Annotated in this window: 6 protein-coding genes; 4 read left to right on the forward strand and 2 right to left on the reverse strand. The window is 33.9% G+C overall.

Going from position 1 to position 15,268, the window contains the following annotated elements:
* Positions 1-92 precede the first annotated feature (92 nt).
* The 4 genes from ABMY20_RS15580 (at position 93) to ABMY20_RS15595 (ending at position 12,771) form a co-directional block, all read left to right on the forward strand.
* Complete coding sequence (locus tag ABMY20_RS15580) at positions 93-2,789, forward strand: GEVED domain-containing protein (RefSeq protein WP_349265769.1); 2,697 nt, start codon at positions 93-95, stop codon at positions 2,787-2,789.
* Between the two features lie 67 nt (positions 2,790-2,856).
* Positions 2,857-6,345, forward strand: a complete 3,489-nt coding sequence (locus tag ABMY20_RS15585; protein ID WP_349265770.1) for a M4 family metallopeptidase — start codon at positions 2,857-2,859, stop codon at positions 6,343-6,345.
* Between the two features lie 240 nt (positions 6,346-6,585).
* Complete coding sequence (locus tag ABMY20_RS15590) at positions 6,586-10,833, forward strand: GEVED domain-containing protein (RefSeq protein ID WP_349265771.1); 4,248 nt, start codon at positions 6,586-6,588, stop codon at positions 10,831-10,833.
* A gap of 75 nt (positions 10,834-10,908) precedes the next feature.
* Entirely contained in the window at positions 10,909-12,771 is a 1,863-nt protein-coding gene (locus tag ABMY20_RS15595) for an ABC-F family ATP-binding cassette domain-containing protein (RefSeq protein ID WP_159488664.1), read from the forward strand.
* Positions 12,772-12,778: 7 nt separating this feature from the next.
* Here ABMY20_RS15595 and ABMY20_RS15600 read toward each other — a convergent pair whose 3' ends face one another.
* Entirely contained in the window at positions 12,779-13,495 is a 717-nt protein-coding gene (locus tag ABMY20_RS15600) for a 3'-5' exonuclease (RefSeq protein ID WP_173359023.1), read from the reverse strand.
* The gene (locus ABMY20_RS15605) at positions 13,485-15,254 is read right to left on the reverse strand and encodes a DUF4153 domain-containing protein (RefSeq protein ID WP_173359022.1); all 1,770 of its coding nucleotides are present in this window, start codon (positions 15,252-15,254) and stop codon (positions 13,485-13,487) included. The genes ABMY20_RS15600 and ABMY20_RS15605 overlap by 11 nt, the downstream gene beginning before the upstream one ends.
* Between the last annotated feature and the right edge of the window lie 14 nt (positions 15,255-15,268).

Here is a 15,268-nt window from a genome sequence, read left to right on the forward strand (position 1 = left end):
TTTTTGTATATTTGTCAATGTTTTAACAAATAATTAAGAGTCGAAATAAAAAAGCTCTTAAATTTTATTAACTCAATTAAAAACCCTTCAAAATGAAAAACAAAATTACTCTAGCACTTATGTGCTTATTTTTTGTTGGTGCTTTGTATGCCCAAGAAAAAAGAAACTGCCACTCAATGGAAAACCTTGAGTACAGACAATCCCTCAATCCTTCTTTAAAAAGTAAAATGCAAGAAATAGAATCCTTTACCCAGAGGAGACTAGCTGAAAAGAAGAATCAACAAGGAAAAATAGTAGGAAATATAATTCAAATTCCTGTAGTTGTCCATGTAATTTATAATAATTCTCAAGAGAATATTAGTGTGGCACAAATTCAATCACAAATGGATGTTTTAAATGAAGACTTTAGAAGAACTAATTCAGATAAAACAAACAAATGGTCACAAGCAGCAGATACAGAAATAGAGTTTTATTTAGCTCAAGTTGATCCAAGTGGTAATCCAACAAATGGAATAACAAGAAAGTCTTCTACTAGAACTTCATGGGGAACTAATGATGCAATGAAAAAATCTTCACAAGGAGGAGTAGATCCATGGGATACTTCTGAGTATCTTAATATGTGGGTATGTAATATTGGTGGTGGAATTTTAGGATATGCACAGTTTCCAGGAGGTAGTGCATCTACCGATGGAGTTGTAATGAGTCCACAATATTTTGGTAGTTCAGATAAAGGATCAGGTTTTTACTTATCAGCTCCTTTTGACAAAGGAAGAACAACTACGCATGAAGTAGGTCACTTTTTAAACCTAAGACATATTTGGGGTGATGGAGGCTGTGGTGTTGATGATTTTGTTTCTGATACTCCAGAGTCTGACGCTGCAAATTATGGATGCTCAACAGGACACACATCTTGTGGTTCAGAGGATATGGTTGAAAATTATATGGATTACTCAGATGACTCTTGTATGAATTTATATACACTTGGACAAAAAAACAGAATGCGTGCTGTTTTAGAATCTGGTGGCGTACGTAGGAGCTTAGCATTATCTGATAAAACAGGAGGTTCTACTTCATGTACAGCAACTGTACCAACAGGAGTAACAGTATCTGGTGTAACTTCATCTGAAGCATCAGTTTCTTGGACAGTAGTTTCAGGAGCTACTTATGATGTAAGATACCGCCAAACAGGAACATCATCTTGGACAACTAATGCAGTTTCAGGAACATCAACATCTTTAAGCGGATTATCAGCTTTAACTCAATATGAAGTACAGGTGCGTAGTAAGTGTTCTGATGGATCAAACTCAGCGTATAGTGCATCTTCAACTTTTACTACTCCTGAAGTTACACTTTCTTATTGCTCCTCAAAAGGAAACAGTGTTTCTGATGAGTATATTGGAAGAGTACAATTAGGAACTATTGATAATAGCACAGGAGGAGGAAATGGATATTCAGATCATACAGCCATTTCAACAAATTTAGCAAAAGGAACTTCTCATACAATTACTATTACACCAACTTGGACAGGAACAGTGTACAATGAAGGATATGGTATTTGGATAGATTATAACCAAGATGGTGATTTTGCTGATGCCGGAGAAACAGTTTGGACAAAGGCACCATCAAAAGACACACCAGTTAGTACATCTTTTACAGTGCCAGCTACAGCTACAGATGGAGCAACAAGAATGCGTATAGTTTTAAAATATAATGCAACTCCAACGGCATGTGAAGCTTCATTTTCTTACGGTGAAGTAGAAGATTATACAGTAGTAATAGGAGCAGGAACAGCAGATACAACAGCACCAACTGTACCAACAAACTTAGCAGCTTCTAGTGTAACACAAACATCATTAACACTAAACTGGTCTGCTTCAACAGATAACGTTGGGGTAACAGGTTATGATGTTTATCAAGGAACAACAAACATAGGGTCTGCAACAGCAACTACAATGAACGTAACAGGATTATCAGCTGCTACTGCCTATACTTTCTCAGTAAGAGCAAAAGATGCAGCAGGAAATGTTTCTGCTTCTAGTAGTGCAATAAACGTAACAACTTTATCAAACTCCGTTTCATACTGTGACTCAAAAGGAAATAATTCTTCGTATGAGTGGATTGATAACGTTGAGTTAGGAGGAATGACGAATGCAACTGGAAATAATGGAGGGTATGCAGACTTTACCTCTAAAACAGCAACATTGGCAGTTGGAAGTTCAAACCAAATGACTGTTAGCGCAGGATTTAATAGCTCTTCATATACAGAACATTGGGCTGTTTGGATTGATTTTAATCAAAACGGAACATTTGAGAGCAGTGAAAAAGTTGTAACAGGATCTTCATCAAGTGCTAATAACTTAACATCTACGGTTGATGTTCCTGCAGGAGCCGCTTTAGGAACAACAAGAATGCGTGTTTCTATGAAGTATAACTCTGCTCAAACAGCGTGTGAAACATTTACTTATGGAGAAGTTGAAGACTACACTGTAAATATTGTTTCTAGTACAAGACAAAACCATTCAGCTAGTGTGAGTGGAGAAAGATTGGGTAATGAAAACAGTTTAGACTTCATGGCATACCCTAATCCAGCAGTAGACTTTATACAAGTAAAATTAGCTTCTAGGGCTGATAATATGACTTATAAAATTGTAAATACAATTGGTAGAGTAATGAAATCAGGTCGTTTAAATTCATCAAACATCGACGTTTCTAAACTAAATACAGGTATGTATATCTTAGAAGTTAATGATGGTCAAAAACTACTAACTACTAAGGTATTTAAAAAATAAATCTTACAAAAGCCTGAGTTATTTCTCAGGCTTTTTAATTAAAATCAATTAACTAAACCCTTCAAAAATGAAACACAATTATGCAAGAACTGTGTTTTTATCTGCTTTTCTATTCGCAGGAGTTTATACAATAAATGCCCAAGAAAATAGAGAGTTAAAACACCTTAAGTTCAACAAATCTTCAAAACTGTCTTTACAAAAGGCACCAGATTTAATTAGAAAAAAATTAAAGCTATTTAAAAATGATGGCTTACAAAAAATCCAATCAAATAGAGATGATTTAGGTTTTACACACGAGAAATTTCAACAAAAATTTAAAGGAGTAAAAGTAGAATTTGCCACTTATACAGCCCACGCAAAAAACGGTGCTTTAATGAGCATGAATGGTGAGTTTTACGATGTTGGAAAGGTTGATATAAGCCCAAAATTATCCAAAGATCAAGCATTTCGAAAAGCTTTATCACACACAGGAGCAGAAAAGTATTTATGGGAATTTCCTGAAGCAGCTAAAGAAATGGATAATTATGAGAAACCTAAAGGAGAACTATTAATTCTTCCAAGAGAAGTTATAGGGAAAAAAGAAGCAAGGCTAGCTTATAAATTCGACATTTTTGCTACAAAACCGCTAAGCAGAGGGTATTTATACATAGATGCTCATACAGGAGAAACGTTATTTTATAACGCTATAATTAAGCATGCAGATAAATTTGGTCATGTAGGAGAGCTTACTAAGCATGCTAAAAAAAGTAAAAAAGTAGCAGAAGCTATTACTACCACATTAGCATCAGGTACTGCACAAACTCGTTACAGCGGAACTAGAACAATAGAAACATCACTAAGTGGAGGTAACTACATTTTAAGTGATTCTGGAAGAAAAATCCACACAAGAGATGCAAAAAACCAAGCTCCAGGTTCTACTTATCCCTATGTTACAAATTATGACCAGTTTACTGATAATGATAATAATTGGACTACAGCTGAACATAGTGCAAATAAAGATGATGCAGCCTTAGATGCTCATTGGGGAGCTATAATGACATATGAGTACTTTTTACAAAAACACAATAGAAATAGCTATGACAACAGTGGAGCTCAAATTAGAAGTTATGTACATGTTGATACTAACTATGATAATGCCTTTTGGAATGGTTCGGTAATGTCTTATGGAGACGGTTCTTCTAATGGGCAGGAAGGAAACGGAAACTTTGATGCGTTAACTTCTATTGATGTAGCTGCTCATGAAATAGGCCACGCAGTTTGTACCCATACAGCAAACTTAGCTTACCAAAGAGAATCAGGAGCTTTAAATGAAGCTTTTTCAGATATTTGGGGAGCAGCAGTAGAACATTTTGCTAAAGGGAATGGGAATGATTCAAACCCAGACCTTTCTGTATGGTTAATTGGAGACGAAATAGACAGGCGTAGTGGTTCTGCTGCTTTACGTTCTATGAACGATCCAAAATCACAAGGGCAACCAGATACTTACGGAGGAACTTATTGGAAGAACCCAAACTGTGGAACACCTACAAGATTTAATGACTACTGTGGAGTTCATACAAACTCAGGAGTTTTAAATAAATGGTTTTATTTATTAACTGTTGGAGGATCAGGAACAAATGATGCGTCTGATACATACAATGTTACTGGAATTGGTATGGCAAAAGCTGCAAAAATAGCGTATCGTACCGAAGCTAATTACTTATCAGCTAATTCAACATATGCTGACGCAAGAACAGCAGCAATTCAAGCAGCTACCGATTTATACGGAGCAAACTCTCAAGAAGTAATTTCAACAACAAATGCTTTTTATGCAGTAAATGTAGGAGAAGAATTTGTACAAACTTGTGCTTTAGCAGCACCAACAAACTTAAATTCATCAAATATTGGTGATAATGGATTTACAGTAGCTTGGACGGCAGTTTCAGGAGCAGCTTCTTACGATGTAACCATTGGGGGAAATACAACAAATGTAGCAGGAACAACATTTAATGCTACAGGGTTATTAAGCGGAACAGAATATATTGTATCTGTAGCTGCTAAATGTACAGCAGGTGGAACAGGAACACCAGCAACATTAAATGTAACGACAACAGGTACACCACCACTTAATTATTGTTCTTCAAAAGGAAATAGTGTTGCTGATGAATATATAGAAAGAGTTCAATTAGGAAGCATAGATAACACTTCTGACGGTGGTGGTGGGTACTCTGATTTCACTACAATTTCAACAGATTTATCTATTGGTGATTCTAATACAATAACTATTACTCCTAAATGGACAGGTACTGTTTACAGTGAAGGTTATGGAGTATGGATTGATTATAATCAAGATGGAGATTTTTCTGATGCTGGAGAAACAGTTTGGACAAAAGCAGCATCAAAAGATACTCCTGTAAGTACATCATTTACAGTGCCAGCTTCAGCAACCGAAGGAACTACTAGAATGAGAATTGTATTAAAATACAATGCTACACCAACGGCTTGTGAAGCAACATTTTCTTATGGTGAAGTAGAAGATTATACAGTTAATATTACAAATGCTACACCAGATACAGAAGCACCAACAGCGCCTTCTTCAGTAACTGCATCTAATATTGAAGAAACAACAGCGACATTAAGTTGGACAGCGTCAACAGATAATGTCGGAGTAACTAGTTACGAGATATTTAATGGAGCTACAAGTGCAGGAACTGTTAGTAGTGGTACATCAATGAACTTAACTGGATTAACTGCAAATACTACATATAACTTTACAGTAAAAGCTAAAGATGCTGCAGGAAATGTTTCAGCAGCAAGTAATACAGCCACTTTTACAACCAAAGATGTATCTGTAGTAGAATATTGTACTTCTCAAGGAAACAATTCTTCTTACGAATGGATTGACAGAGTTTCTATGGGAGGAGTTGATAACACTACAGGAAATGATGGTGGTTATAAAGATTATACAAACTTAACTATGAATGTAGCCCAAGAAGCTAATCGATTATATGTGAGTGCTGGATTTAATAGCTCTTCTTATACCGAGTACTGGAAAGCATGGATTGACTACGATAAAGATGGTATTTTTGAAGATACAGAAGTTGTGTTAAGTGGTTCTTCATCAAGTGCAGGAGATATTTATGAAGACTTTACAATACCATCGAATGTTTCAGGAACTACAAGACTCAGAGTTTCTATGAAGTACAATAGTGCTCAAACGGCATGTGAAACATTTACTTACGGTGAGGTAGAAGATTATACTGTTAACATTTCTTCTGGCTCTTCAGTAACTACAATAGCTGGTTTTGCAGCAAATATTAATGGAGAAGCAATAGGAAATAAAGAAAGTTTAGACTTACTAACATATCCTAATCCAGCAGCAGATTTTGTACAAGTAAAACTAGCTTCAAAAGCAGAAAAAATACATTATAAACTTATAAATACTGTGGGTAAAGTAATAAAAGAAGGTCGTTTAAAATCTTCTAATCTAGACGTTTCAAAATTAAATACTGGAATGTACATTTTAGAAATAAATGACGGACAAAAACTACTCACAACAAAACTGTTTAAAAAGTAAGTTTTAAAAACATTAAAGAAAAACAAAAGTCTGAGTTTTTACTCAGGCTTTTGCTTGTTTTAAATTGTAAATACCATTGAGAATAAAATCTTTGACTTAGCTAGGGGTGGCTGAACTATTAAAGTTGGTTTATAAAGGGTTAAAAAATGAGTCTATTCAAAAAGGTAAGAGACGAAGAAAAGGTAGTATTATAAAAGAGCTAGGAAATAAAAACTTAATTATTTAATTAAATTAATTCAAATGAACAAAAAGTTTAAATTTCTGATTGGAGGACTGTCTGTTGCAGCAATTTCAATTATTGGTTCAGATTATCTTAAAAAGCAAAGTGTTGCTGATAAACTGGCCGAACAACGTAAAGTACACAGTACTTTTTTAAAGGAAAGCCCTTTAAATGAATCGTTAAAATGGGGGAAAAAAGAAAGAAAACTTAGAGGGTTACCACCTAATAGGTATTTTGATCAAATGCAATTACTTACCATGAATCCAGCTACAGGAAAAATGGAAGATGGAAGTCTAGCAGGATTGAGAGAAGATTTGTTAAAAAAGAGAGCACAACAAAAAAATCCTGGAGACAATGGAAATTCTTGGACAGAAAGAGGTCCTAACAATGTAGGAGGACGTACAAGAGTTGTTTTATTTGATCCAAACGATGCTACAAACAATACCGTATATGCAGGTGGAGTAAGTGGAGGTTTATGGAAAAATACAGACATAAGTAATGCGAACTCACAATGGACAAGAGTACAAAATGTACCAGGAAATTTATCTGTAACCTCTATCACAGTAGATCCAAGAAATTCTAACAGATGGTATGTAGGTACAGGAGAACAATATACAGCAGGAGACGTAGTAGGAAATGGCGTTTATGTAACTACCGATGGAGGTACAACATGGAATGCAGTTAATATACCAGCAGCTGGAGAAGCAATTATTAATCATAATGCAAGTAATGTTTTCTTATCAGGAATTCATTATGTTAATGATGTATTAGCATGGGATAATGGAGCTTCAACAGAATTATTTGTTGCAGTAGGAGCACATGTGTATGGAGATTCTTCTAGTCCTAGAAATTGGTTAGGTTTACAGTCTGCAGGATTGTACCGATCTACAGATAATGGGGCTACATGGAACAGAATAGAATCTGCTAACATGAAGTATACCTTCGGTGGAAAAGATTACTATTACATAGCTAATGATTTAGAAGTAAGTGCAAATAATACACTATGGATGGGAACTATCGGTTCTGCTTTAGGTCAAGGCGGAGGTAGAGTGTTTAGCTCTACAAATGGAGGTACTTGGACAGAAGCAGCTGCATCTCCATTAACTGAATCTAATAGAGTTGAGATTGAACCTTCTGCTACCGATGCAAATAAAATTTATGCATTAACACAAGGTACAACAAGTACAGCGCCTGTTCATATTTATAAAACAACCAATGCTTTTTCAACAGTAAGTGCGACATCGTTACCGAATGATGCAGATACTGGAATTGCAGCAAACGATTTTTGTCGTGGACAAGCATTTTATGATTTAGTAATTGAAGCAGATCCAACAAATGACAACATAGTGTATGTCGGAGGTATTGATTTATTTAAAACGACAAACGGAGGCTCTTCATGGTCACAATTATCACACTGGTATGGAGGATTTGGTTATCAAAGTGTTCATGCAGATCAACACTCAATGGCTTTTGGAAATAATGACTCTTCTAAAATATTATTCGGAAATGATGGAGGAATCTATTATTCAGGAAATTCTGGAAGCACAATTAGCGTAAGAAACAAAGGTTATAATGTAACTCAGTTTGTAAAAGCAGGAATTGGTCCTGATGGCGCAGGAGATGTTAATGGAATTTTTAGTGCAGGTGCGCAAGATAACGGTACACAAGCATTTAGAAATGCAGTTGCAGGAATTAATAGTTCAACTGAATTAAGTGATGGTGATGGATTCTATACTTTCGTTGATAAAGATGGAGACTATATGATTGCTACATATGTAAACAACGTAATATATAGGTTTAACTTACCTTGGAATGGATTAGGTAGACGACAAGGAGGAGCAACAACATTATCAAGTGATCAAAACACAGGAGATTTTGTAAACCCAATGGGGTATGATAATGATGCAAATCGTCTATTATCGAACGCATCAACAAGTTCGGCTAAATCAATTTTGAGTATTAATGTAGCATCAAATTCAAAAGGAAATATTACAAATACATTATTAGACGCAAGTCCAACAGCTTTTCAAGCATCTCCTTTTACAAATAACGCATGGTTTGTGGGATTAGCGAATGGTAAACTATTAAAGTTAACAAATGTTACTAATTCTAATGCTACATGGTCAAATATCAATACACCTTTTGTTGGTTCGGTATCTTCAGTAAGATTCGGAGCCACTGAAGATGATATTTTCGTAACAATGCATAACTACGGGGTAACAAGTGTTTGGGCTACCTCAGATGGAGGTGTAAATTGGGTGAGTAAAGAAGGAAACCTACCAAATATTCCTGTAAGAGATATTTTACAGAACCCATTAGATAGAACAGAAGCTATTTTAGCAACACAACTAGGAGTTTGGTCAACATCTAACTTTAATGATGCAAACCCTAATTGGAATCAAGCGTATAATGGAATGAGTGACGTTAGTGTTACTTCATTTGATTACTGGAACGTAAGTGGAGATCATGTTACAAACAAAGTAATTGCATCTACTTATGGTAGAGGAGTGTTTACAGGTTCATTTACAAGTAATGCAGCTGCCGATACAGAAGCACCTTCTGCTCCAACTAATTTAGCTGCGAGTTCTATAACAGCAACAAGTTTAACATTAAATTGGACAGCATCAACAGATAACGTAGGTGTTACAGGGTATGATGTATATCAAGGAGCAACTAAAATAGGAAGCTCAACAACAACTTCATATAATGTAACCGGATTAACAGCAAATACAGCATATACATTTACTGTAAAAGCAAAAGATGCTGCAGGAAATATTTCAGCAGTGAGTAATACAGCAAATGCTACTACTACAGCAGCAACAATTACGTATTGTACCTCTAAAGGAAATAGCGTTTCAGATGAGTATATTGGAAGAGTTCAGTTAGGAAGTATTGATAATTCTTCAGGAGGAGGAAATGGATACTCTGACCATACTGGAATTTCTACCGATTTAGAAAAAGGAAAATCAAATACCATTACGATCACACCAACCTGGACAGGAACAAAATACGACGAAGGATACGGAGTTTGGATTGATTACAACCAAGATGGAGATTTTTCTGATGCCGGAGAAACGGTTTGGACAAAAGCTAAATCGAAAGATACTCCTGTAAGTACATCATTTACAGTGCCTAGTTCAGCGGTAGATGGAGCTACAAGAATGAGAATCGTTATGAAGTATAATGCAACACCAACAGCTTGTGAGGCATCATTCTCTTACGGTGAAGTAGAAGATTATACAGTAAATATTACAGCTGCTGTAGCAGATACCCAAGCACCAACAGCACCTAGCAGTTTAGCTTCATCAAGTGTAGCACAAACTACGTTAACTTTATCTTGGACAGCATCAACAGATAATGTAGGTGTTACAGGATACGATGTATACCAAGGAACAACTAAGTTAACAACTGTTACAACAACATCTTACAACGTAACAGGATTAACCGCTAATACAGCTTATACATTCTCTGTAAAAGCAACAGATGCAGCAGGGAATATTTCTGCAGCAAGCAATACAGTAAATGTTACTACATTAGATAATGTTGTTACTTATTGTGCTTCAAAAGGAAATAGAGTTACTTATGAATGGATAGATTATGTTTCTTTTGGAGGAATGACCAATACAACTGCTGCAAATGGAGGATATGGTGATTTTACAAACAAAATAGCAACAGTTACTCAAGGAACAACCAATCAAATTATTGTAAGTGCAGGATTTAGTGGTTCTTCATATACTGAGTATTTTACCGTTTGGATTGACTACAACCGTAATGGAACTTTTGAGGCTAGTGAACAAACTTCTTTAGGTTCGTCTAGTACAGCGGCAAACAGATCAGCTAATATCTCTATTCCAGCAGACGCGTTATTAGGACAAACAAGAATGCGTGTTTCTATGAAATATAACGGAGCATCAACAGCTTGTGAAACTTTTGCAGATGGAGAGGTAGAAGATTATACAGTGAATATTGTTAATTCATCGTCTTCAGTAGCAGTTTCAGGTACAAGTGATGAGTTTGCTGAGCCATTAGACAAGGAAGCAAAATCAAGCTTAATAGCATATCCAAACCCAGCTGTAAGTAATGTTACTGTAAAATTTGGAAGCAACGAAAATGTAAGTTATAAAATAACAAATACCATTGGTAGAGTTGTGTTAACAGGTAAAACAGTTAATGGTACTGTAAATGTTTCTAACTTAAAAACAGGAATATATTTATTAGAAGCAAATGATGGTAAAAAATCAGAAACCATTAAATTAATGAAGAAATAAAAGCATTTCTTTTAATTATAATAAAACCCGAGCAATTGCTCGGGTTTTTTGTTTCTTTGCATAAAATTATAGAGAATGAATTACCTATCAGTAGAAAACATAGCAAAATCGTATGGTGAAAAGGTCTTATTTGAAGATATTTCTTTCGGAATTAATAAAGATCAAAAAATAGCCTTTGTTGCTAAAAATGGTAGCGGAAAAACCTCTATTTTAAATATTATTGCTGGAAAGGATACACCAGATGAAGGACAAGTTATAAGTAGGAAAGGAATTAATATTGCTTATTTGGCGCAAGATGATGACTTGAATCCAGATTTAACCATTGAAGAAACGATTTTTTCTACAGAAAACACTATTCTTCCAATTATTCAGCAATACGAAAAAGCATTGCAAAATCCTGATGATGCAGAAGCATATCAAAAGGCATTTGAATTGATGGAGCAACACAATGCATGGGATTTCGAAACACAATACAAACAAATTTTATTCAAGTTAAAACTTGATGATTTATCACAAAAAGTAGGAAATCTTTCTGGAGGACAAAAGAAGCGATTGTCGTTAGCTATTATTCTAATTAATAAACCAGATTTATTAATACTAGATGAGCCAACAAACCATTTAGATTTAGAAATGATTGAATGGTTAGAAGCCTTTTTTGCAAAAGAAAAAATTACGTTGTTTATGGTTACGCACGACCGTTATTTTTTAGAGCGTGTGTGTAATGAGATTATTGAATTAGACAACGGAAAACTATATAAATACAAAGGAAACTATTCGTACTATCTTCAAAATAAAGAAGAACGAATGGCTTTAGAAGCTACTAATTTAAGTAAAGCTAAAAGCTTATTTAAAAAAGAATTAGATTGGATGCGTCGTCAACCCAAAGCCCGTACAACCAAATCTAAATCACGTATTGACGACTTTTTTGAAATAAAAAAGAAAGCACATCAACGTAGAAAAGAACACGAAGTTCAGTTAGAAATTAACATGGAGCGTTTAGGAAGCAAAATTGTAGAGCTTCATAAATTAAAAAAGAACTTTGGAGATAAAATTATTTTAGATGGATTTGACTATGTTTTTAAACGAGGAGAACGTATAGGAATTATTGGGAAAAACGGAACAGGAAAGTCTTCATTTTTAAATATACTAACAGGTAAAATTCCTGTAGATGGAGGTAAGGTAATTGTAGGTGAAACGGTAAAATTTGGGTACTACACTCAAAAAGGAATCCAAATAAAAGAAGGGCAAAAAGTAATAGAAGTCATCAAAGAATTTGGAGAAGAAATTCCGTTAACTAAAGGAAGAAGAATTTCTGCAGCTCAATTATTAGAACGCTTTTTATTCGACCGAAAAAAACAACACGATTTTGTTGAAAAGTTAAGTGGAGGAGAGCAAAAGCGTTTGTATTTATGTGCGGTGTTAATTCAAAACCCTAACTTTTTAATTCTTGATGAGCCTACCAACGATTTAGATGTAGTAACGTTAAATGTGTTAGAAAGCTTCTTATTGGATTATCCCGGAAACTTAATGGTAGTATCGCATGACCGTTATTTTATGGATAAGATAGTTGACGGTTTATTTGTTTTTAAAGGAAATGGAGAAGTAGAGAATTTTCCAGGAAATTACTCAGATTACAGAGCATATGAAAGCTCTTTACCACCAGAACCTAAAGAAGAAAAGAAAGTAGCTGAAAAGCAAGAAAAAACACCACAGAAAGGGAAGTTAAGTTATAACGAAAAACGAGAGTTTGGTCAATTAGAGGTTGATATTGAAAAGTTGCAAAAAAAGAAAGTAAAATTAGAATCGCAATTTACCAACGGAGAAATAGCGATGGATGATATCAATGAAAAATCTTTAGAGCTACAAGAAATTATAGAAAGTTTAGAAGAAAAAGAAGAACGTTGGTTTGAGCTTTCGATGAAATTAGAAGGAGAATAGGTTGATATTACACCTTTATAATATCAATTTCTTCAACCATAGGCTTATTTAAAAACCGCAATAAAAGTTGAGCTACCGCTACGGTATCTCGTTCACAATACTCAACAATACGTGATAGATTTTTTTCTTGGTAATATACATTAGCAACTTCACTTCCATCGATATCTTGTTTGGGTGATGGAATTCCTAAAATAGTAGTCAGTAATTTTAAAGAAGTGTAGTGCTTATAATCGCCAAATTTCCATAAATCCATCGTATCTAAATGTGGAATCTCCCAAGGTTTTTTACCAAATAAGTTGAGTTTATTAGGCAATTCAATTTGATTGATAATCATACGTCGTGCGATATACGGAAAGTCAAATTCTTTACCGTTGTGTGCACATAAAAGATGGTTTGGGTGATTAAAGTGTGTGTCTAACAAATTTTTAAAATCAACCAAAAGCTTGTGTTCATTATCACCATAAAAAGAGGTAACTCGAAGTTGGTTTTCACCTTTACGTTCTACAAAATACCCGACTGAAATACAGATTATTTTCCCAAACTCAGCCCAAATACCAGCTCGATGGTAAAACTCTTCAGGAGTAAATTCATCTTTACGTTGATATTGTGTTTTTAAAGCATACAACTCTTTCATTTCAGGAGATAAATCAGCAAACAATTCTACTTCAGGAACGGTTTCAATATCTAAAAACAAGATGTTTTGTAAGTTGATTTTATTCAGCATTTTTTTCTTTGATTAAAACATAAAAAGTAGCACCAGATAAGTAACTTTCTAGAGCGTCATCATCTATTTTAGATAAACTAACACTTTGAAAAATAAGTTTTACATTCAACATTTCAAAATGCTGTTCAATAGTCATTAAATTAGGTGATATATTATAGTTTTTTTGTTGAGCCTTAAGTTTTTTTATCATTTCAGAACAATCAATTTCGCCTATAGAAGCATTACCTTTTGAGATTCTGATGGTGTTTGTTTTTTCACTTAAATAAAAACGATATCCCTGAATTTTATTTTCATTATCATAGCTATTGAGGTACAACCTTTTTAATACATCGTATTTTTGGGTATTAATAGTTAGGTTTTCCTCATCAATATTATAATAACCTTCAAAAAGTAAATTATTTATATTATTAGAATTATCAGTTACTTTTATATCTAAACTATCCATTAATCTATTTTGTAATTGCCAACGATTATCAGTTTTAAAAGTTGTTTTTGGGTTATAACCTAAGATGTTCTTTACTTTATGCAATTCATGTTTATTGTTTAAGTATCTAATAATAGAACGAAGTTGATTTTTCTTTTCAAACGTGGTAGAAAAGTTATCTTTTTTAATGTCAGCATATACCTTTTCAAATTGAAGAAGTTGACTCTTTGTTGATACCGAAAAAACGCCCCAAAACCCAAAAGAAACTAGAAAGGTAATAAGAGCCAAACTAAAAGGAAATATCTTAATTTTTTTACGTTTACTAAAAAGCATGTAGAGGCACAAGACCAAAATCCAACAAGCTAAAATAAATACGAAATAACGGTTTTCGGTGATACCATATTCATTAATACGTCTAAAAATAGCAACAAAAAGTAAAACAATTAACGGTAATAATAAATAATAAAACCATGGATAAAACTTTTTAATTGTGCGAGAATCTATAGTTTTTTGAATAGGATTGATAAGTATTTGAACAATAAATCCTAAGAAAGAAAGAGCAATAACTAAATAAGAAACCCATCCTTTAGGCAAGTTCCAGTTGATTACTATTTTTAAACTATAGGCATATAAAATGATGAGGTATAAAATTACTAGCGGAATTAAGATGTACTTAACCAATACTTCTAAAGCTTTGGTGTAGTTAATAGCAAGTTGATTATGAACATCTTTTGGAAAATCAGAAAGATAAATCCAGGTATTTATAATTCCTATGCAAAACACAAAAACCTGAAAAAAACGTTCTCCTTTAAAATCAATAGCAAACAAATGTTTAATAGCCAGAAGTGCTAATACAATTCCTAAATATAAAATCAGAGAGAAAAAAAGACTTCTAACTAAGGCTATAAAAAGGGATTTTAAATAATTAAAATACGCAGATTTATTCCAACTAAACATAAAAGGAGCTACCATTACAAGTAAATGCCCAGTTATGAAGTAAAGAGCAAAACGAATGATTGAGTTTTGATGAATTTCAAAACCATCAACCTCAATACTAATATAGAATAGGCTTAGAAAACCTAAAGTTAGTAAGAATATCCAAGTTTTATCTTTTTTAAATTGTTCTTCAAAAAAACGAGTTGCAATCAACCAACTAACTCCTAAGATAAAAGTTAAAATAACCTTGCCGTAAAAAGCATTATCAAAAGTATCAGTTTCAATTGCAAATAACGTAAATAAAGTACCTACAATTGCCCAGAACAATGTTATAGGGAATCGCTTAAAAGTATTTTTAGCTCTGGAAGTAATTTCCCCAAGAGAAGAAATGATTTTCATAGTAAACAATTTGT

This window comes from Tenacibaculum sp. SSH1-16 (assembly GCF_040104435.1).
In the GTDB taxonomy this organism is placed as follows: Bacteria; Bacteroidota; Bacteroidia; order Flavobacteriales; family Flavobacteriaceae; genus Polaribacter; species Polaribacter mesophilus.